This is a genomic window from Vibrio sp. TRT 29B02 (genome assembly GCF_050113655.1).
Lineage (GTDB): Bacteria > Pseudomonadota > Gammaproteobacteria > Enterobacterales > Vibrionaceae > Vibrio.
This window is the reverse complement of the sequence record NZ_JBNJOJ010000027.1, coordinates 1-21526: the sequence shown is the minus strand read 5'-3', so window position 1 is coordinate 21526 and position 21526 is coordinate 1. Positions and strand designations below refer to the sequence as shown.

The window sequence follows — 21526 nt, the reverse complement described above, 5'->3', positions numbered from 1 at the left end:
GTTTAGTGCACATGAAACTTTGTTCGTTTTATGTTGCTAGCCAAAAATAAATGCGACTAAAAATATAATCACAAACAACCCAATAAACAGTTTAAGTAACAACTTAGGGTCACTGCTCCCACCGTTTGGGGCTTTGTTACAACAACTCATAACTATCTCCAATTCGTTACCAATGTGTATTAGTTGTAGCTTAAAACCTATGTGTTAGACATAGGTCAAGCGTATTGAGAAAAATTCAAGAGGAATGTTATTGGTGAGGGATAAATTGGGATCTAATTGCAATAATGTAATGAACATTAACTCTAAATGATCTGGAGGCTCTCCGGATTCAGGTAGTGCCACGAATCGCTTAACCACATAGCTAAAAACACTAGAGTTTCTCAGCAACCCTCCCTGCCCAATCTAAGATTGATTCGATTGGAATACCTGTCGGGTGCCCTTCTACTGACTTAGGGTGAGATATACCAATATGCTTTTTGAAGCCAAACATGGCATCCATTTCTTGTGTTGGCCATCCAAGAGACTTTGTCACCACGCCTATTTTAATTCGAGAAAACTGTTCTTTCCAATTACGAGTATCGTTCTGCCGCACGCATTTGGTTGAGATCCATTTATTCAGGCCTGTTACATCTATCTCAATCAAGTAATTAATATGGCCGTTCCGTTCAACGACAACGCAACGAATCGTTCTCTTGGCACCAGAGTCAATCAGGTGACATTTACTACGCCCAACCTGATCCAGCTCGTGAGTATAAGAATCAATGATTGTACAGGCGTATTTTTCCTCTAGCATTTGCACCATCATGTTAAAGGCCGTAAAGCGAGAGGCATACTCCTCAGACCTATCAGTACCATCTTGCATACCTCCACCCATGTCTGCCGAAGGTATCTCACCATTACTGCCAGGCTCATTGGTACTGACCTTATCACCAGCTTTCTTAGCTGCATCTTTGCTTCTATCTGGTCGATGACTCCTTTTGGGTGTTGTTGCTTTCGACGTTGAAAAACTATTTTTAAACCTTACTGAGCAGGTATTTTCACCTAGCAAGAAGGCGTGGTTAGCATCGGACGCCTCGCGATCATCATCGATAATATGATCTTCTGGGCGCTCATACGGTTCCGGGCCTTCACCACCACACGTTGGTTTTTGACCTTCATCTGGATGCGTAAAAGACGGGTTATGGAAGTAGACCCGAGACGGCATTTGAGCATTAATTTCAATATCTGTGATCTTTTCCACCAGAAAATAGCGACCACTTGCATCAAGCCTGCCTTCGTATTCGAAAGACCATCCAGCCATTTGTGGCGGATCAAAGTGAAATAGCCAACGCTTATACCCCGCAGACACATCTCGTTCCTTTTCGACGTTGAAATATCTAAAAATCGACTCAAATGAACGCTTTGCATTGCTATCAATAAGCAACCAGCTCAACATTGCTCTCGTTGCTGAATCATTGAATGCCGAAGGAGGAAAGTTTGATGTTTGCAACACTTCGATATTGGCATAGTCCTCCTTGGTGTTTACTTCGACCTTGAAGTCTGTAAGCAAACGAGAAGACATTAATGACGCTCGCGATAAGTACGAGCTGGCATAAAATAGGACCCTTGCCAGCTCAAGCTGAGGAATAACCAGTGTAGGGGCAGCGCCTCGGTCTAATATAAATGCATGTTGCTCTGACTCTTTCTTTCTCAAAGACTCTGCTGACTCTGAGTCAGGGAACTCACTCAAACTACTGTGTCGAAGGAACTCATTACTTCTAAATTTGTGACTTCCTCGTTTAGCGTAACTTTCTGATAACCCTCTTTGATTAATTATTTTTCCTCGATACAAAGCAGGAACGTTAGAAAATGCAGTCGCATGAAAATTATTTTTCTGCTGTGGTGGATAGCACCAAACTTCAATTGAAGGCCGGTAAGACGAATCACTTGTTCGTACTAATACTTTACCTGTATGGACTATACGTACATCATCGTCACACTTGTAAAACCTAGCTCCCATATCATTTCCTTATTTGATGTTTGATCCTATAACTACCCAGTCGAGCAAATCGTCAACGATTGGCAGTATTCTTTCTTTCGGGAGACTTGCTGAACGCATCAATTTCCAGCGACTCATTCCTGAACCTTTTTTTGATTTTGCAATTACTGCCATGACTAGCCGACGAGCTTGAAACTCAAAGACGCTTTCTTGATACCGATTCACAGTAAGAGATAGTAAGGGTAATAAGTTCAGTTTTTTGCTCACCGAGCCGTAATCATCTAGCTGCTTAAGTAAGAAATTTTTGCTTCTTCGAGGGCCATCAATAACGGTATCTAATCGTTCGACAATCCTAATAAGCTGCTTAGTTAGTGAGCGGTCTCTTGCGTTCCAATCTACTTTTTTCTGCCTTACATGAGATTGGGATTGATGGACTCGATTGAAAGCTAATAGCCAATCTCTATCATTTCGGTAAAGCCAAGCATACAGTGCACCGCCACCTCGAAGTTTGCGTGCTTTCTTAATCGGGGTCTTCCCTATTAAGTCACGCCACTGATTACGTTTTTTCTCATTAGAGTTTGGCACAAGATGAACGTTGTCCTTCGAGAAGGATATCGTCGCTCCCTCTTTTGATTTTACTTCTTTGATGATTTCACCAACCGACATTTCGGGAATAAAAGCAGACCAAACCATTAAGTGCTGTAGGTAGCTAAAAGCTTTACGATGACGGCGAAACAACGTGCGAAGCCAGTTAGTATCTCTATCAGAATTGATGGTTAGCTCAGGGGTAACGATCTTGCTTACAACTAAGTCTGCAATCTTATCGTGAGCAACCTGTTTAGGACCTTTTCCACACCCAAAGTCGTGTGCTAGATGATTGTAGAAAAGGCTCCATTGATGCTGAGTCGGGGAGTCTTGGGCTGGTAAACACATGACCTCTTTAGCTTTGCTAGCTAAGTAAGCAAACCGCTGCGCTGTTACATTATGGTCGTTACATAAAAGGGGCTGACATCGTATTCGGCTACATGCATGGTACGTGTGCCTACTGTCATGGTAAGAGGTTGTCGATTGACTTAGAAGTCCATGCTTAGGGCAGTAAGGTAAAGATGGCAAAAACCACAATCTAGACCAATAACTTTCCCCATATTTTTGCTTTTGTTCCGCGACACAAGCTGGGCAAACACAAAAGTTATCCGACGTTTTTACAATAGAAGCTGGGGATCCTAGCATTAGATGAACAGAGCCCTTAGCGCAACGTTCCATTCGCTCCATCGCTCTAATCCTAATGCTTTCATCAACAAAAGGAGCGTAAATCGGGAACATTGTATGTTCATAAATAAGCTGTTGGACGTCAAATCGTCCCGTATTAATGAGCAGCTCTGATATCGACGATAAATGACTAGGCAGATCAATTGTCGCAATCACTTTTCTGTCACCAAACACTTCACTTAGTAGCTGTTTAGAGCTTGTTATCGCACTGCGAATTCCAGCTCTAGCTACCAAGCTATAGATTAATTCATCTGGGTATGGCACAGGGAAGCAGCGCAATATTAAACCACCTTTTCTAGCAATGACTGAATGTCTAAAATCAAACCCGACTTTGACATTGCGGTGTACACTTCGCTATCAGAATCAGATTGAGAGTGAACAAACCTCAAATCCTCACTATCAAGGGTATGCCATTGCGTCTGTTTAATTGAGGATGCCCTCTTGCCCTTACTTGACTTAGCCTCTGTTTTAGATTGTGTCTGTTCAGGGCTAATGAGTTGCTCATGTACCAGTGGCAGTAAGCTGATCCACGTCAAATCAGGATGTAGATCAAATAGCTGTCGTATTACAGGAGCCAAAAACGTTGAATCAAACTCATCTTTTAAGGCCATATATACACGCCGCTCTTCATCGGTTCTGAGTTGTTGATATGCAAACTCCTCCGGCGTCTGCTGAACAGTTGTTGCTACCTGTTTTTGCAGCTCAAGCAACCTTTTATCAGTGTTGCTTAGTTTAAGATCTGAAAACTTAATCATTTCTTCGGCATCACCCGAGCGAAGAGCTGCTAGCATTGGGTGAACAGGTTTTAATTCATCCTCGTAAACCTGTTGCATTAATTTAGGTGTGATCCTTTCTACTTTTGTCGCGATTGCTCTCAGCTGACACAAGACATATAGCTTAACCACAATATCCAAGACACCTTGGCTTAGGTCATACCATAGAGAACGAATGTCATCCGACAACACCTCATCACGTTTTTGTAGCCATTGAAGAGTCCATAACTTATCCGTGAGCGCTTTCCATTCTCTTCCTTCTTCCATTGGATCCCAAAAAATCGCTCCAAGACCAGAGCCTCGCCTTGCAGATCTCATATCAGCCTCAAATATCTCGCGGGCTCGTGGTGTTCCAACCAAAATCACAGGAAGGCCAATGGTATTTACTAATGTCACAAAGAAATTAAGCATTTTCTCAGAGCCACCAGAGCGAGAACGGCTAAGGTGCTGTATTTCGTCAATAATAAGAACACCAACTGCATGAGCGTTTGCAACCTGAGCCATTGCAGCTAAAAGTGTTTCAATACTCGGTCTTTTGCTCATCGAGTATTGTCTTTCGTAGTTGGATGTCCCTAATGCTCTATCCATCGCACGAAAAAAGTTCAAGCACAGCTCTTTCAGTGATCCATCATGGGAGCAGTCAATTTTTAGATAAACGACTTGCTCAAGATTTCTGTCAGGGTGGTAAATAACTTGAGGGTATAACGACAAAAGCTGCTTGATCGCCGTTGTTTTGCCATTTCCGCTACATCCAATCAATGTCATGCTTTGGGCTGTAGAACTAACTTCCGTGAACTTTATCGCCTTCAAATCACCAGATAAAACACGCTCGTAACCATTTTGTATATGTCTTGCCCAATCACCTGTTTCGGGATTTCTTCCAACATAGCCACGCCGTATCATCAATGAAAGTCGTTCATGCAACTGTATGTGCTGACTGAGGGGCTGGAAAAAATCATCAATAACACGACAGATACTATGCGCTCTTTCGATGCCATTTCGATGGATATCTTCTGCGGCACACCTTAACGAGCCCTTCAGAGCAATCGAGTCGTCTAGGAAACTATTTATCGGTGGTAATGCCTCTATCAGCGGGTTATTTCGATAAACTGAGAGCGTAGCACTTTGATAGACGGCTACTACACGATGATCTTGGCTTTTCTTCATCAGTTATCATCCTCATCATCAAATAGCTCCGGAATGAAATCAGGCAGTTGATAACTTTCCTCCTCTCCCTTTATAGGTATCACCGACGCGACTTCTTCTTGTTTAGCCCTAACTGGCTGTATTGCTAACTCCTTTCTCTCTTGCTCTCGAACATTCCGTTTATTGCCTTTGATGTCATTTATCTTTTGCGCGTTGCTCAGTGTACTGGTTTTACGATTCTTTGTAGCTTTCTTCAGTTTCTTTTCAAGAAGATCATCAAAATCTCGTTCTACGGTTGCAAATTGATACTTAGCTTCAGCTAAAGTCTGCTTTTGAGCTGCTTGACGTTCCCATACTTGATACCAAGTTAGATCACGGAACTCTCTACTTCGACTAGAAAGATCACAAACCCAAAATGTATTTTTTCCTTCTTCAGGAAACAGATATATGTGATTAGCAGAACCAAGCTCATAGGCTGCAAATAGTTTTTTAGGTCTAGATACTTCCGAAGAACGGTGCATCCAACCTGTCTGAATAATTTCTTTTCCTGTGTAGGTTAATCCCCATAACTTTACGCCTAACTCGGATACAGTGACCTTTTGACGCGGTAACAGCAGTATCTTTGCAATATCCGTATCGATGGCTCGTAAGCGCCCAGTGCGATGCTGTAGTCCCCATCTCCAAAGCTCAATAGGGATCGATGGAAGGCCTTCTGGCATATCAGGAGCACGATCGTACTTTTCTAACGGTTTGTTTAAGTTGTGAGCAAGTATTGAATAGAGCAGTATTTCAATAAAATCTGATCTCGCCACAGCAGCTTCAACTCTATAATCTCTTTCACCATGCTTCTTAACCTTGTTACCAGTTACGACACCTGGCATATAGGGCTTAAACTTAGCTTGCAACGTGCCAAATGATCTCTCTACGATACCTTTGGCGTCACCCCGTCGAGGGGGAGCACTTTCAAGGCGAACTCCTATAGCATCAACCAAATAATTGGCTTGATGGCTCATCAATTCACCGCGATCGGCTAACAGAACATCAGGAATACCTACACATGGCCACTGCTCTTCAGAAATATCGATACCATATTCTGCACAGGCTTTTACTTTGCTATCAAAGCTGCATATCAGTGCCTTCATTGCAACGGGAAAAGATGGGTTATCGAAACCGATATAAAAGCCAGCAACCATGCGGCTAAAAACATCAATGACCATATAAATTGTCGGCCGACCAATAACCTTGTCCGGGTCATCGTCATCTACTAGGTAAATATCGGCGATGGTAGCATCAATTTCGTATCGACTACCTGGGCCTAACGCTTGCTCGGTAGCTGTGCCATGAAGTGGTCTAACGTCTTTGTTGTAATTTCCTTGAGGCGTCTGAACAGTGAGCTGAGTGGCCTTTGTATACTCGGTTTTGTAAAAGTATTGAAACTGACGAAGTGTCGGAATTTCATGCTCTTCAGCTTCAGGGTGTTTGAGCTTGTAAGCCTTAGTAAACTTGATATACGAATACCGAATTGAAAAGCCTTTATCGTTCATCAGATACTTATCACAAATGATTCGAAATTGCTTTCTGACACTTTCGGTTACAGGCTCTCCGCGACCAATGCCATATATCCTCTGTCTACCAGCTTTGCTAGTCGTGAAGTTTCTTCTTTTTCCACCTGCACCAGAGTTTTTATAATCAGGTAAAAGAGCATTCTTAATCTGACCCCTTTGCCAATAGCGCCTTAAGAGTCGATAGATCGTAGGTTTTCCTTTACCCGATTCAGCAATAACCTGATTAAGCCTGCTCGCTCGAACTCGCTTGTCAAATGCCTCTTCGCCTTCAACGATAGGCTTTATCAGTTCATAGTTGCGTTGGCTTTCCAAATAACTACTAGATGCTTCGTCCCAAGACTCACCTTGGAGGTATGAGTAGGGGTCAGGGATCTTTTCTAAACGCCCCTCATCAGTCCAATTGAAGCATTCATCAAAATAGACTCTTTCAGGTAAACCTTTGTTCTCATCAATAGCAATCCAATAGAAGTAGCTTGTCTCAGTAAAAAGAATGCGATAAGGCTTGCCATCAAATGATAGGGTTTCATTAACTCGCCACATAGCTGTGCCCCTCATCAAAAGCTACACCTCTAAATACAAGGTCTCTTGCTCGCAAGCTATGGAAAGGATATCGAATATCAAACGTGATAAGCCTAGCAGCGCACATCAATCGAAGATCGAACATAGAGTCTCCTAACTTCTGTCCATAAGCCAACTCATATTCTTTTGCAATTTCAACCACTTTTTTGTCAGGAATGCGAGAGAAATAAGCTTTCATGTGGTTAAACGTTAGCAAAAGCTCATCGGTAATCAATTCATCGAAATACCCTTTGACGCCATATAGCCACTCAATATTATCCACAACGACTTTATCTATTTCTTTTTCCGTGACTAGGAACCACGGGATCTTTTTTAACTGCCAATAACGACGTTCAATTTCAAGTTTTTCGATAGTTCTTGAATCTTTAAGGGCATTTTTATACTTGGCTTGGATAACAAATCTAGGCTGAACTTTAGAAGAGGTGTTGACAAAAAAGTCTGACGACATCACTTGATTAACCCCATTTTGTGCAGGGTGCCAAAGCTGATGTTCCTGGCAGATATTTAGCGTGTCATCCCTATTGAGTGGAAACTGCTCACGAATGTCAGTTACGGCAGGGTTATGATCAAGAAGGAGAAAAATAGCGAATTCAAGGTCCGATAGCACATGATGAATGCGGCTCGTTAGGTGAGAGTAGACTCTTTGAGATCTACCTTCGGATGGAACCTCATTCACGTACAGCCACGGTTTATAGTTAGAAAGCTTTCCTGAACCTCGGCCTTCTTTAATCCGCCTGATGATTTGTTTTTCAGTTAAAACATACTTTGATTTTGCCATAACAAAAACCCGGTTAACTTTTAATCAGCTTAACCGGGTTTAAAAAGTTTTCAACTTTAATGTCTTAGTTTCAAACTTTATTGTTTAGTTTCAAACTTTATTGTTTAGTTTCAATCTTTATTGTCTTACGACAACCATTTCTGCGGTTCGAAAAACCGTTATTCCACCGTTACCGCTTTGGCTAGGTTACGGGGTTGGTCAACATCAGTACCTTTGATCAGAGCCACGTAGTATGACAGCAACTGCATCGGGATGGTGTAGTAGATTGGTGCGGTAATGTCGCTAACGTGAGGCATAGTGATGATCTTCATTGTCTCATCCGCTTCAAAACCTGCGTCTGCGTCAGCAAATACATACAGTAGACCACCACGAGCTCGGACTTCTTCTACGTTCGACTTTAGTTTCTCAAGTAGATCATTGCTTGGTGCAACCACAACAACTGGCATATCAGCATCAATCAATGCCAAAGGACCATGTTTCAATTCACCTGCCGCATAAGCTTCAGCATGAATGTAAGAGATCTCTTTAAGTTTAAGAGAAGCTTCCATCGCAATTGGGTAGAACTCACCTCGGCCAAGGAACAGAGTATGGTGCTTGTCAGCGAAGTCGGTCGCCAATTCCTCAATGTCTTTTTCAAAGGAAAGCGCTGCGTTGATTTGTTTTGGTAACGCATGCAATGCTTCTACGATCTCTTTCTCTTTTTCTTTAGTGATACGGCCTTGTTGCTTGCCCAAAGCAGTGACTAGCATAAGTAACGCAGATAGCTGAGTAGTGAACGCTTTCGTTGAAGCGACACCAATTTCTACCCCTGCGCGAGTCATAAACGCAAAATCTGATTCACGTACTAGCGATGAACCCGCTACGTTACAAATGGTCATTGCCGCCATGTAACCTTTCTCTTTTGCTAGGCGAAGAGCTGCAAGGGTATCCGCCGTTTCACCAGATTGAGACAAGGTAATCAGCAAGCTGTTTGGACGAGTGACAAACTTACGGTAACGGAACTCTGATGCAATTTCTACATCGCAGCTTACGCCAGCAATATCTTCAAACCAGTAACGAGCAGTCATACCAGCATTGTATGACGTACCACAGGCTACAATTTGGATATGCTCGACTTTGCTTAAGATCTCTGCCGCATTGACCCCAATAGATTCCGTTACGACCGAATCTGAAGTGATACGTCCTTCCATGGTGTTGATTAAAGCGGTCGGCTGTTCGTAGATCTCTTTTTGCATAAAGTGACGATACTGACCTTTATCACCCGCATCATGCTCTGCATTGGACTCAATGATTTCACGCTCAACACGTTCACCACTCTCATCAAACACAGTCACCTCACGGCGGGTAATTTCAGCTACGTCACCTTCCTCAAGGTACATAAAGCGACGAGTTACGTTAAGCAGTGCCAGTTGGTCTGAAGCTAGGAAATTTTCGCCTACACCAAAACCAATGACGATTGGGCTGCCTGAACGCGCAACCACAATACGAGAAGGATCTTTACGATCCAAAGCCACGGTACCGTATGCACCATGCAGCTGCTGAGCCGTTTTTTGAAACGCTTCGAGTAACGATTGCGAGGTACGTAGCTCCCATTCGACTAGATGAGCAATAACTTCTGTATCTGTTTGAGACTCAAATACGTAACCACGTGATTTCAATAATTCACGTAACTCTTCATGGTTTTCAATAATACCATTGTGCACAACGGCAATATCACCTGACATATGAGGGTGTGCATTGATCTCTGAAGGCTCGCCATGAGTTGCCCAACGTGTATGGGCAATCCCTGTACCACCAATAACTTGCGCCGCATCTACAGCATCAGCAAGTTCTTGCACTTTACCTAAACGGCGCAGACGAGTCAGATTAGAATTGCTATCAACAATCGCAACCCCCGCTGAATCGTAGCCACGGTACTCTAAGCGACGTAAGCCTTCGACTAAGATTTCTGCAACATCTCGCTGTGCTACCGCACCGACGATTCCACACATAGTTCAACTCCCTTGTGTTTGTTCCGATTGGCAGCAAGCAAAGGCCATATTCGGAGAGTTAAGTTTTATAAATTTGGTATTTTGGTTAGGCGCAAACCACTTTCACGCCATGAGATTCAATTTTTTCTTTAAACTCTGGGTTTAAGTCTTTGTTTGTAATCAATATGTCAATCACATCCCAAGCCAGTTCTAGGTTAGGGATCTTGCGACCAATCTTTTCTGATTCCACCATAACAATGACTTCCCGCGATACTTCAGCCATAACTTTACTCAGGCCAACCAACTCATTGAACGTAGTTGTACCACGTTCGAGATCGACACCATCCGCTCCAATAAACAATTGGTCAAAGTCATATGATCGTAGAACAGATTCTGCCACCTGCCCCTGAAACGACTCTGAATGTGCATCCCAAGTGCCCCCCGTCATTAGCAAAGTCGGCTCACTTTCAAGTTCATTAAGTGCATTCGCAACATTGAGTGAGTTGGTCATCACGATAAGCCCTCTCATCCCATCAAGCTGCTTGATTAACGCCCCTGTAGTGCTACCACTATCGATGACAATACGGTTATGCTCTCGAATCAACTTTGCGGCGGCTTGAGCCAACTCATTCTTTCGAACCGAAACATTTTCACTCATTTCATCGCTAACGACTTCTTTCGGTAATGCTATCGCACCACCATAGCGACGAAGTAGCTGCCCATTCTTTTCCAAAGAAGCCAGATCCTTTCTGATCGTTACCTCAGATGTTTCAAACTGAATGGATAGAGCTTCGACACTGACTTCTCCTTTTTCATTTACAAGGTTAGAAATCGCATGCCTTCTTAGCTGTGTGTTTCGTTTCGACATTTAATCTTTGCCTTCAAGTTTCGAAGTGAAAGCAATTATAGTCAAATCGAAAGATTCAAGTCCATTTATTTCGATCCAAAAAATTAATAAATAGCGCAAAAACCTTGTCCTAAGACAATTCTTAACCAGTGATATTGAAATGATTCGGTGGTAGAATTCGCACCCGAAAAGAAAATAAATTACAGAAATGACCGTTATTTTTTTGCAACCTAACGAATATATCCTAGTGTTGTCACAGAAATACGGCCTAAAATCCCAACCAGTTGGTCATAAAATGACTAAACTTGGTGAAAGACTTTCAGTTCTGGAGCCGACATAAACCACTACCGTGTTGATAAGTTGGCAGGCACAAAATGCCTCAACACCTGTAGTTGCTTCAGACCAATAACCGACTTTCAAATTGTAAATCTATCGACCGGAGAGAATCTTCCATGAAAAAGACCAAAATCGTATGTACGATTGGCCCTAAAACTGAATCTGTAGAGAAGCTAACTGAACTAGTAAATGCAGGCATGAACGTTATGCGTCTTAACTTCTCTCACGGTGACTACGAAGAGCACGGCACTCGTATCGCGAACTTCCGTAAAGTAATGGAAGAGACTGGCAAACCACTTGCTATCCTTCTAGACACTAAAGGTCCTGAAATCCGTACTATCAAACTAGAAAACGGCGACGACGTTGATCTAGTAGCTGGTCAAGAGTTCACTTTCACAACTGACATTTCAGTTGTTGGTAACAAAGACAAAGTAGCAGTAACTTACGCTGGTTTTGCAGCTGACCTAAATGTTGGCAACACTATCCTAGTAGACGACGGTCTAATCGAAATGGAAGTTGTTGCAACGACTGACACCGAAGTTAAGTGTAAAGTTCTTAACAACGGTGCACTAGGTGAAAACAAAGGTGTTAACCTTCCAGGCGTATCTGTAAACCTACCAGCTCTATCTGAAAAAGATAAAAACGACCTGAAATTCGGTTGTGAGCAAGGCGTTGATTTCGTTGCTGCATCATTCATCCGTAAAGCGTCTGACGTTCAAGAGATCCGTGAAGTACTCGCTGCAAATGGCGGTGAAAACATCCACATCATCTCTAAGATCGAAAACCAAGAAGGTGTTGATAACTTCGACGAGATCCTAGAGCTTTCTGACGGTATCATGGTTGCTCGTGGTGACCTAGGTGTTGAAATCCCAGCTGAAGAAGTAATCTTCGCTCAGAAGATGATGATCGAGAAGTGTAACCGTGCTCGTAAGATGGTTATCACTGCGACTCAAATGCTTGATTCCATGATCAACAACCCACGTCCTACTCGTGCAGAAGCTGGCGACGTAGCTAACGCAGTTATGGACGGCACAGATGCAGTAATGCTTTCTGGTGAAACAGCGAAAGGTAAGTACCCAGTTGAAGCGGTAACTATCATGGCTCAAATCGCGAACCGCACTGATTCAGCTCTAAAAGCTGAGCTAGGTTCTCGTCTAGACAGCCCACGTCTACGTATCACTGAAGCGGTATGTAAAGGTGCTGTAGATACAGCTGAAAAACTAGCTGCACCACTAATCGTTGTTGCAACTGAAGGTGGTAAGTCTGCACGTTCAGTACGTAAGTACTTCCCAACTGCAAACATCCTAGCTCTAACAACTAACACTAAGACAGCTGCTCAGCTAGTTCTAACTAAAGGTGTTACTCCAGTTGTTGTTGATTCAATCGATAGCACTGACGCATTCTACGTAGCGGGTAAAGAACTTGCTCTAGAATCAGGCCTAGGTAACAAAGGTGATATCGTTGTGATGGTTTCTGGTGCTCTAGTTGCGTCAGGCACAACTAACACAGCTTCTGTACACGTTCTATAATCAGAGCGTTTACTGAAATAGAAAAAGAGGGCTTTAGCCCTCTTTTTTATTTTCTGTTTGATGACTTACCATTAATTGAACAGCAGTAATAGCGTTAGTCGAGTTTATAAATCACGTCTACTCGATCGCGAATGACGATTTGGGAATCCTGATAGCCATTGGACTCAACCTTCGCATCCATTGCCATTGTTCTCATTAAAACCGGCTGTTGCCCCGACATGTTGTAGTCAATACGCCACACACCTTTCAGTTCTTTGCCAAATCCCTCAGCCAAAGATTCAGCCTTACTATTGGCATCTTTAATCGCCGCTAAACGGGCCTTCTGCTGATATTGTTCCTGATCTTTAACTTGCAGCTGAATATTGTCGACTTGGTTGATCCCTGAGTTCAATGCAAGATCCAAATATTGGTTGAGATCCTCTAGGTGTTCAACGGTAACCGTAATACTACGCGACGCTTTATAGCCAACCAATTCTGGTTTGCCCTTTTTAGGATAGTGGTATTGCGGAGTTATATAGAGGTTAGAACTGGTGATATGCTTACTCTCCACCCCTTCTTTACTCAACGCGCCTAAGAATTCCGATACAACTTGATCAACTGACTGCTTAGCTTGTTCCGCGGTCATGGTTGATTCAACAACCTTAACCGAAAACTGAGCCATGTCTGGCGTCGCAATCACTTCGCCATATCCGGTTGTTTCAAGATGTGGGAAGTCAGGGGAATTGGCCGCTGCACCAAAGCTCAGCATGGCGACGGACAATGATGCAATAACAGAAGAAACAGCTTTCATACTAATTTACCATGTGGACTTAACTGCATACATCATAGGTAACGAACTCATTTTGACCAAGCCACCTCCGTTGATCTGACAAAGAATTAACCAAATCTATTTCGGTAGTTGTTGATGGCTATAGCCAACAATAGCCTGCGTTATCTCCTTGAGCAGACCTGTTTCTAACTGCCAGTGATGCCAGTAAATCTGAAAACTCAGAATAAAGTTAGGCATGAGATCGATTAAGCTCCCTTGTTCCAGTTCTTCACTAATTTGCAGACGCGGTATTAAGCAATATGCCACTCCCAGCAGGGCCAACTTAACGAATGCTTCTGAGCTGGCTACTTGATGGTGAGTGATGCTTTCGGGAGACAAGTTAAAATGCTGCTTGAGAAACATTTGATGCATCTCATCGTATTGATCAAATGAGACGGCAGGTGCGCGTTTCAAGGCCTCTCGGGTGACACCACTGGTAAAGTAACGCTGTGCAAACTCTGGATTGGCAACGCATACATAGTCCATCCGTCCAAGATACTCGGCGTAGCAACCTGAAATGGGCTCAGACTCCCAGCTAATCGCACCTGTCACTTCACCTTTCTTTAGCTTATCTAAAGTTCGATCTTCGCCATAAACGGCCAGATTAAATTCAACATTGCGTTGTTTCATGATGGGAGTCAGAGCTGGCAACAACCAAGTAGCCAAACTGTCAGCATTGGTTGCAATAGAGATCTGAACAGGGCGTAAATTCTCTTGATTGGTTAATTCGGGTAACACCTCGCTTTCCAATAGCTGTACTCGATGATACAACCCCATCAACTTCTTTCCTGCTGTCGTTAGCCTAGGTGGCTGCTCGCGAATCAGAACCGATTTAGCTAGGAACTTCTCTAACTGTTTTACCCTCTGAGATACGGCAGATTGTGAGATACATAACTGCTGGGCAGCACGCTCAAAGCTTCCTTGGTTAACAACCGCTTCAAGGGCCTCAACCCATTTGTAATCTAAACCTCTCATAACAATCCTTATAACAACGCTTCTCAATCAAAAATTAGCAAAACTTATCATTCATTAAAATCATTAATTTCACTTATATCTCTATCTCTCCTATTTTATTCACTCTCACCATCATAGGAACGAAGGAGTAAAAACGGTGAATTTCTGGCTGGTATTACAAGGGTTTGGCTTGGGCGCAAGTATGATCATTCCGATAGGCGCTCAAAATGCTTATGTTCTTAATCAAGGAATAAAGCGCCATCACCATCTGACAACCGCAACAATCTGTAGTTTGTTGGATGCATTTTTTATTTCACTTGGCATATTCGGTGGCGGTGCGCTACTTGCAAGTAATACCGCACTGCTAACGACAGTGACCCTTGGTGGGATTGTATTTTTGACCGTTTACGGCCTACTATCTCTCAAAAGTGCATTTAATCAGACGGCTGACCAAGGAGTCAGCTCAAACCTTATCAAATCGAGCGGCAGAAAAGCGGTGATTATTGGCGCACTTGCTGTCACGGTTTTAAATCCACACCTTTACTTAGATACCGTGGTCATTTTAGGGTCGATTGGCGGACAATTTGAAGGTAGCGACAGATTAGCTTTCGCGGTAGGTACGATTCTCGCTTCGTTCGTTTGGTTTTATTCCCTCTCTGTCGGTGCAGCGAAATTGGCTCCAACACTGTCTAAACCAAAAGTAAGAAGAGCGATCGATATCGGCGTTGCTCTGATGATGTTTATCATCGCGGGCATACTAGCGAACGAACTGAACTTCTAGCACAAAGGAAATAGCGATGAACAAATTGGATGAGATTTATCAGTTCAACATCTCGCTCCTCAAACATTTAGGGATAGAGTTTCGCCAGTGGCAGCATCAACCTATTCTCGATTTTGCCACCGATGTCATCGTAGCTGAAAAGCTTGGCTGGACAGGTACGCATAGCAAGAGCCTGTTTTTAAAACTAAAAGGCGGCGGTTTTGCTTTATACCTTACACACAAAGATAGACGTCTCGACAGTAAAGCCATTAAAACCTTGCTTGGTAAGCGCCCTTCCATTTGTAGCGATGAGGAAATGACGTCGCAGTTGGGGTGTTTACCGGGGGCCGTCTGTCCATTTGGTATCCCTGAACAAATACCCATAGTCGTCGACAAGGATTTATATCAAACCGGTGAGATTCTCTACACCCCAGCTCACCCAGAATTAACCATTGGTTTTGCTGCACACTTACTGCCAATGATTCTCAATAAACTTAGCAATCCTATATATGAACTCACCACTTAGCGGGCTGATAGGAATAAAAAAGCGAGGCTAATGCCTCGCTTCTAGGTAATTATTACACTTGATTAAGCGTCAACTTTATTCAAATGCACATCCATTTGTGGGAATGGGATTTCAATACCTGCTTCATCCAATGCTTCTTTAATTGCTTGCATTGAGTCAAAGTAAACACTCCAGTAATCCTCAGTTTTACACCATGGGCGCACTACAAAGTTCACTGAAGAATCAGCAAGCGCTAAAACACCAATGGTCATGTCTGGATCTTTCAAAATACGCGCATCTTTCTCAAGAACTTCACGGATCACTTGCTTAGTTTGCTTAAGATCTGATTTGTAAGAAACACCGATAACCAAATCCACACGACGTGTCTCATGGCGTGAATAGTTGGTAATTGGGCTACCGATAACGCCAGAGTTAGGAACAACGACCATTTTGTTGTCAGGCGTTTTTAACACTGTTTGGAAGATCTGAATCGCTTCTACGCTACCTGCAACACCACCGATTTCAACGTAATCACCTGACTTGAATGGACGGAATGCAACGATAAGTACACCTGCCGCAAAGTTAGACAATGAACCTTGTAGAGCCAGACCAATAGCAAGACCCGCAGCACCGATAACAGCAACGACAGATGCGGTTTGAACACCGACTCGGCCTAACGCTGCAATAAGTACAATAACAAATAGCAGGTAACGAACTAGACCATGGACAAACTCAACCACCGCTTTGTCCATATTTTTCTTTTCAAGAACTTTAGAAACGCTGTTCGCTACTGCTTTAACGATGATATTACCGATAAACAGGATCAGAACCGCTGAAATGATATTCACACCGTACTGAACCAATAAATCAGAATTACTTGTTAGCCACTTTTCTGCTTGGCTTAAACCATCAACTAGGGGAGTTTCGATCCCCGCTGATTCACCTGCCATATATGTATCCTCAAAAAATTTATGATTCTATGAACCAAACTGCTATAGATTATTAATCAACAATGACATCTCTAATACATTTGCTGAAGCAATGTCATTTTTTCGGCACGATATCACTTTTGACTATGTAAAAAGTCAAGTTTTTGCAAAGAGAGCGAAAACAAAGGCTTATCAGAAAAATCTGATAAGCCTTTACAAGGTTACGCAAAGAGATCAACTTTCGCCAGAATTTTTATTGAGACAACCCTACTTATGCTTCGAAGTTATGCATAAATAAAAAAGCCGCTCATTGAGCGGCTTTTTCAACATAAGCTTGTTAGACGAATTATAGTACGTCTACTGCGTTTAGGTCAGCAAAAGCTTTTTCTAGACGAGCGACCATTGAAGCCTGACCTGCACGTAGCCATACGCGTGGATCGTAGTACTTCTTGTTTGGTGCATCTTCGCCAGTTGGGTTACCGATTTGACCTTGTAGGTATTCACGGTTTTCAGCTTCGTACTTACGGATGCCATCCCAAGTTGCCCACTGTGTATCAGTATCGATGTTCATTTTGATAACACCGTAGCCGATAGATTCTTGGATCTCAGCTTCAGTAGAACCAGAACCACCGTGGAATACGAAGTTTAGAGCGTTTGGTGCAATACCGAACTTCTCTGCACAGTATGCTTGAGAATCACGTAGGATAGTTGGAGTTAGAACAACGTTACCTGGCTTGTATACGCCGTGTACGTTACCGAAAGATGCTGCGATAGTGAAACGGTGGCTAACTGCGCTTAGTTTCTCGTACGCGTAAGCAACGTCTTCTGGTGAAGTGTAAAGCTCAGAAGCGTCCATGTGAGAGTTATCAACACCGTCTTCTTCACCACCAGTACAACCAAGTTCGATCTCGATTGTCATACCCATTTTAGCCATACGCTCTAGGTACTTAGCACATGTTTCGATGTTCTCTTCTAGAGACTCTTCAGAAAGATCTAGCATGTGAGAAGAGAATAGAGGCTTACCAGTTTGAGCGAAGTACTCTTCACCAGCATCTAGTAGACCGTCGATCCATGGAAGAAGTTTCTTAGCAGCGTGGTCAGTGTGTAGAATCACTGGCACACCGTAAGCTTCAGCTACAGCGTGTACGTATTTCGCGCCAGCTACAGCACCAAGGATTTGAGCACCTTGACCTTCAAGTTTAACGCCTTTACCAGCGAAGAAAGCTGCACCGCCGTTAGAGAACTGAACAACAACTGGAGCTTTCACTTTAGCTGCCGCTTCTAGTACTGCGTTTACAGAGTCAGTACCAACAACGTTTACTGCTGGTAGAGCGAAGTTGTTTTCTTTTGCAACTTCAAAAACTTTCTGTACGTCATCGCCAGAGATTACACCTGGTTTTACGAAATCGAAGATCTTAGACATGGATTTAATCCTATTTATCTGTCGTTTTAAAAATAAAACTTGTTAAGTTTAAATTCTTGCAAACGTTTGCTCACAACTCGCGCTATTCTAGCAAAGAAGTGTGATGTGCAGCAAACAAGAAAGCGGGAGATTAACTCCCCCGCTTTCACTTAATTACTTAGCACGCTCTTCAAGCATCGCTACAGCTGGAAGTACTTTACCTTCAACGAATTCAAGGAATGCGCCGCCGCCAGTAGAGATGTAAGAAACGTCAGCCTTGATACCGAACTTGTCGATAGCCGCTAGCGTGTCACCACCACCAGCTACAGAGAAACCTGCAGACTGAGCGATTGCTTCAGAGATACCTTTAGTACCCGCTTCGAAGTTCTTGAACTCGAATACGCCTACAGGACCATTCCATAGAATCGTTTTTGCGTTAGCGATGATTTCAGCTAGAGCAGCTGTTGAATCAGGACCAAGGTCGAAAATCATGTCGTCATCAGAAACTTCAGATACGTGCTTGATTTCAGCTTCTGCGTTTTCATCAAATGCTTTCGCACATGCAACATCAGTTGCAACTGGAATAGAACACTCTTTCATTAGTTTTTGAGCCGTTTCAACTAGGTCAGCTTCGTATAGAGACTTACCAACATTGTGGCCAGCTGCTGCAATAAATGTGTTTGCAATACCACCACCAACAACAAGTTGGTCAGCAACTTTAGATAGAGATTCAAGAACGGTTAGTTTAGTAGAAACTTTAGAACCACCAACGATAGCAACAAGTGGACGCTCTGGGTTGTCCATTGCTTTACCTAGAGCTTCAAGTTCAGCAGCTAAAAGAGGACCAGCACATGCTACAGGAGCGTTCATACCTACACCGTGTGTAGAAGCTTGAGCACGGTGAGCAGTACCAAATGCGTCCATTACGAAGATGTCACAAAGTGCAGCGTATTTCTTAGATAGCTCTTCTTCGTTCTTCTTCTCGCCTTTATTAAAACGAACGTTTTCAAGAACAACAAGCTCACCAGTGTTTAGCTCTAGGCCATCAAGGTAATCTTTTGCTAGTTTAACTTCGCAATCTAGAGCGTCGTTTAGGTAGTTAACTACAGGTTGTAGAGAGAACTCTTCTGCGTATTCACCTTCAGTTGGACGACCTAGGTGAGAAGTAACCATAACTTTAGCGCCTGCTTCTAGACAGTGCTTGATAGTTGGTAGAGATGCTAGGATACGTGCATCAGAAGTCACTTTGCCTTCTTTTACTGGTACGTTTAGGTCCGCACGGATAAATACACGTTTACCTGCTAGATCCAGGTCAGTCATCTTGATTACAGACATGATGTGTCCTCTCAAATATTAAATAAGTAAAGTTTTTCAGTCACCCGGCAACCCTGCCAAGCTCAATAATTCTTCAAACTGGTTTTGATATGGAGATACTTCATATTTATTTCAAGGGTAAAAATAAATATTTCTCCTTGCCGCAAACTACATTTATCCCCTAGATAGTTGGCGTTGCAGCGTCAAATATGACGGGGAGCGGCTTGCATTGCGAGCGCAGTATCCAGCATACGATTCGCAAAGCCCCATTCGTTGTCACACCAAACAAGCATCTTAACTAGATGGCCGTTACTAACTCGAGTCTGTGTACCATCGACAATCGCGCTATGGGGATCATGATTAAAGTCGATAGAAACGAGCGGCGCTTCAGTATAGTCAACAATGCCCTGTAATGTACACTGAGATGCGTTAACAATGGTTTGATTTACGTCATTAACTTTCACATTTGTATTAATTGTGACACTTAAATCCATTGCAGTAACGTTAACTGTCGGTACTCGTACTGAAATTGCCTCGAATTTGTTAGAAAATTTCGGGAATATTCTTTCAATACCTTTATGCAACTTAGTGTCCACTGGAATGATCGATTGACTTGCAGCACGCGTGCGACGCAGATCCGAGTGGTAAGCATCGATAACTTGCTGATCGTTCATTGAGGAATGAATAGTGGTGATGGTTCCGGATTCTATCTCAAATGCATCATCGAGCGCTTTGATAATCGGCACAATACAGTTTGTGGTACAAGAGCCATTCGACACTATCTTGTCGTCAGCTTTGAGAGTTTGGTGGTTCACCCCATAAATAATGGTATTGTCGAGATCATTAGCACCAGGATGAGAGAAAAGAACTTTCTTCGCCCCTGCTTTTAAATGCTCTTGACCGTCAGCTTGAGAACCAAACACGCCGGTACAGTCTAAAACCAGATCAACCTCTAAATCACGCCAAGGTAATAGCTCAATCTCACTTAGATGAAGGATACGAATAGAGTCAAACTCGCCACTTTCATGGTGAATATAGATATGCTCTTGGTCATTGGTTACTTTTTTGCCAAAACGACCATGACTTGTATCGTACTGCAGTAGGTGTGCCATAGCATCAGGTTGTGCTAACTCATTCACAGCGACGACTTTAATCTGCTGGCTTTTGCCACTTTCATATACTGCTCGCAGTACATTACGACCGATACGTCCAAATCCATTGATCGCAACTCTAAGCATGATTCCTTCGCCTTACATGATTTTCGTGTCACAAATAGTAACCGATAGCTATCAAAAGCGCATTAAGTTAGTGATATGGAGCGAGCTTTTCCACATATTCACATGGCATCATATCTCAGCATTTTATATCATGGAGATGGATAAATTATTCCTATTGGCTGTTTTTCTTCAACTTTCATCAACCAAAGGAAATGATTATGTCTGGTTACCCAGCGAAACACTTTTGCCAACAATGTTCAAAAGAGACACCTCATAGCGAAGTTTTGGTGAGGAAGCCAAGCCGTTACGATAATGACCCTTCTTTATTAGGCAAAGTCAAACTTCTCCTTCATAGCTTCATCAATGGTGGACACTACTACGACATGGACAGATACGTAACATGTAAAGAGTGTGGTCACAAGCAGCTAGACAACTGGGGTAAAGAGTTTGAATAGGCACAAGCACTCGTGATAGAAAAAAACCGAGCCAATGGCTCGGTTTTTGTTATTTGTTGCAACTGTATGCTTACGCTAGCAATTCTTTTGCTGTGTTTACTACGTTGTCAGTAGTGAAACCAAACATCTTGAACAGTTGGTCAGCTGGAGCTGATTCACCAAATGTTGTCATGCCGATGATCTTGCCACCGAAACCAACATACTTGTACCAGAAGTCCGCGATACCCGCTTCGATAGCGATACGTGCTGTGACGTCTGATGGTAGTACTGCTTCGCGGTATGCTGCATCTTGTTTGTCGAAAGCATCGGTTGATGGCATAGAAACAACGCGAACATTCTTACCTTCTGCTGTTAGCTGTGCTGCTGCTTCTACCGCTAGCTCTACTTCAGAACCTGTTGCGATAAGGATAAG

At 43.0% G+C, this 21526-nt stretch carries 18 protein-coding genes and 1 pseudogene; 4 read left to right on the top strand and 15 right to left on the bottom strand.

The features are described 5' to 3' along the window. Positions 1 to 370: 370 nt before the first annotated feature. The 8 genes and pseudogenes from ACQEXT_RS15885 to ACQEXT_RS15850 all read right to left on the bottom strand — a co-directional run bounded on the left by ACQEXT_RS15885 (position 371) and on the right by ACQEXT_RS15850 (position 10926). Positions 371 to 1999 (bottom strand): Tn7-like element transposition protein TnsE, encoded by a 1629-nt coding sequence (locus tag ACQEXT_RS15885; RefSeq protein ID WP_042522403.1) that lies wholly within the window; start codon positions 1997 to 1999, stop codon positions 371 to 373. Between the two features lie 9 nt (positions 2000 to 2008). Next, complete coding sequence (locus ACQEXT_RS15880) at positions 2009 to 2911, bottom strand: TnsD family Tn7-like transposition protein (protein WP_225455475.1); 903 nt, start codon at positions 2909 to 2911, stop codon at positions 2009 to 2011. A gap of 156 nt (positions 2912 to 3067) precedes the next feature. Next, positions 3068 to 3511 (bottom strand): annotated as a pseudogene (locus ACQEXT_RS15875) (TniQ family protein); the annotation flags it as partial. Positions 3512 to 3528: 17 nt separating this feature from the next. Continuing rightward, on the bottom strand, positions 3529 to 5187 hold the full coding sequence (locus ACQEXT_RS15870; RefSeq protein ID WP_054963230.1) for an AAA family ATPase: 1659 nt from the start codon (positions 5185 to 5187) through the stop codon (positions 3529 to 3531). Further along, complete coding sequence (locus tag ACQEXT_RS15865) at positions 5187 to 7271, bottom strand: DDE-type integrase/transposase/recombinase (RefSeq protein ID WP_054963231.1); 2085 nt, start codon at positions 7269 to 7271, stop codon at positions 5187 to 5189. The genes ACQEXT_RS15870 and ACQEXT_RS15865 overlap by 1 nt, the downstream gene beginning before the upstream one ends. Next, positions 7258 to 8088, bottom strand: coding sequence for a heteromeric transposase endonuclease subunit TnsA (locus ACQEXT_RS15860; protein WP_042522411.1), 831 nt, complete (start codon positions 8086 to 8088; stop codon positions 7258 to 7260). Before ACQEXT_RS15860 ends, ACQEXT_RS15865 begins: the two co-directional genes overlap by 14 nt. A 158-nt stretch (positions 8089 to 8246) precedes the next feature. Further along, the gene (gene glmS / locus ACQEXT_RS15855) at positions 8247 to 10079 is read right to left on the bottom strand and encodes a glutamine--fructose-6-phosphate transaminase (isomerizing) (protein WP_426952936.1); all 1833 of its coding nucleotides are present in this window, start codon (positions 10077 to 10079) and stop codon (positions 8247 to 8249) included. Positions 10080 to 10164: 85 nt separating this feature from the next. After that, positions 10165 to 10926, bottom strand: a complete 762-nt coding sequence (locus tag ACQEXT_RS15850) for a DeoR/GlpR family DNA-binding transcription regulator (protein WP_138970705.1) — start codon at positions 10924 to 10926, stop codon at positions 10165 to 10167. Positions 10927 to 11357: 431 nt separating this feature from the next. On the opposite strand from ACQEXT_RS15850, the gene pykF reads away from it, so the two are divergent. Beyond that, complete coding sequence (pykF, locus tag ACQEXT_RS15845; protein ID WP_269377533.1) at positions 11358 to 12770, top strand: pyruvate kinase PykF; 1413 nt, start codon at positions 11358 to 11360, stop codon at positions 12768 to 12770. Positions 12771 to 12864: 94 nt separating this feature from the next. Here the strand turns inward: pykF and ACQEXT_RS15840 are convergent, their stop codons facing one another. Continuing rightward, positions 12865 to 13560 carry an oxidative stress defense protein gene (locus ACQEXT_RS15840; protein WP_426952935.1) on the bottom strand — a complete coding sequence of 232 codons (696 nt, stop codon included), beginning with the start codon at positions 13558 to 13560 and terminating at the stop codon, positions 12865 to 12867. Positions 13561 to 13656: 96 nt separating this feature from the next. Beyond that, positions 13657 to 14553 (bottom strand): LysR family transcriptional regulator ArgP, encoded by an 897-nt coding sequence (locus ACQEXT_RS15835; RefSeq protein ID WP_331428267.1) that lies wholly within the window; start codon positions 14551 to 14553, stop codon positions 13657 to 13659. A 136-nt stretch (positions 14554 to 14689) separates the two neighbouring features. Here ACQEXT_RS15835 and ACQEXT_RS15830 point away from each other — a divergent pair, with 136 nt between their 5' ends. Together ACQEXT_RS15830 and ACQEXT_RS15825 are read left to right on the top strand one after the other, a co-directional pair. Next, the gene (locus tag ACQEXT_RS15830) at positions 14690 to 15313 is read left to right on the top strand and encodes a LysE/ArgO family amino acid transporter (RefSeq protein WP_426952934.1); all 624 of its coding nucleotides are present in this window, start codon (positions 14690 to 14692) and stop codon (positions 15311 to 15313) included. 16 nt (positions 15314 to 15329) lie between these two features. Continuing rightward, on the top strand, positions 15330 to 15818 hold the full coding sequence (locus ACQEXT_RS15825) for a YbaK/EbsC family protein (protein ID WP_426952933.1): 489 nt from the start codon (positions 15330 to 15332) through the stop codon (positions 15816 to 15818). 62 nt (positions 15819 to 15880) lie between these two features. On the opposite strand, the gene mscS is transcribed toward ACQEXT_RS15825, so the two are convergent. The 4 genes from mscS to epd all read right to left on the bottom strand — a co-directional run bounded on the left by mscS (position 15881) and on the right by epd (position 20680). After that, on the bottom strand, positions 15881 to 16747 hold the full coding sequence (gene mscS, locus ACQEXT_RS15820; protein ID WP_426952932.1) for a small-conductance mechanosensitive channel MscS: 867 nt from the start codon (positions 16745 to 16747) through the stop codon (positions 15881 to 15883). Positions 16748 to 17072: 325 nt separating this feature from the next. Beyond that, on the bottom strand, positions 17073 to 18149 hold the full coding sequence (gene fbaA / locus ACQEXT_RS15815) for a class II fructose-bisphosphate aldolase (RefSeq protein WP_138970699.1): 1077 nt from the start codon (positions 18147 to 18149) through the stop codon (positions 17073 to 17075). Between the two features lie 153 nt (positions 18150 to 18302). After that, positions 18303 to 19463, bottom strand: a complete 1161-nt coding sequence (locus ACQEXT_RS15810) for a phosphoglycerate kinase (RefSeq protein ID WP_269377539.1) — start codon at positions 19461 to 19463, stop codon at positions 18303 to 18305. A 182-nt stretch (positions 19464 to 19645) separates the two neighbouring features. Continuing rightward, on the bottom strand, positions 19646 to 20680 hold the full coding sequence (gene epd, locus ACQEXT_RS15805; protein WP_138970697.1) for an erythrose-4-phosphate dehydrogenase: 1035 nt from the start codon (positions 20678 to 20680) through the stop codon (positions 19646 to 19648). A gap of 197 nt (positions 20681 to 20877) precedes the next feature. Between epd and ACQEXT_RS15800 the strand changes: the two genes are divergently transcribed. Further along, a complete protein-coding gene (locus tag ACQEXT_RS15800; protein WP_138970696.1) occupies positions 20878 to 21114 on the top strand; it encodes a hypothetical protein in 237 nt (78 codons plus the stop codon). 70 nt (positions 21115 to 21184) lie between these two features. On the opposite strand, the gene ACQEXT_RS15795 is transcribed toward ACQEXT_RS15800, so the two are convergent. Continuing rightward, on the bottom strand, positions 21185 to 21526 hold a 342-nt coding region (locus tag ACQEXT_RS15795), incomplete at its 5' end, for a transketolase-like TK C-terminal-containing protein (protein WP_426952931.1).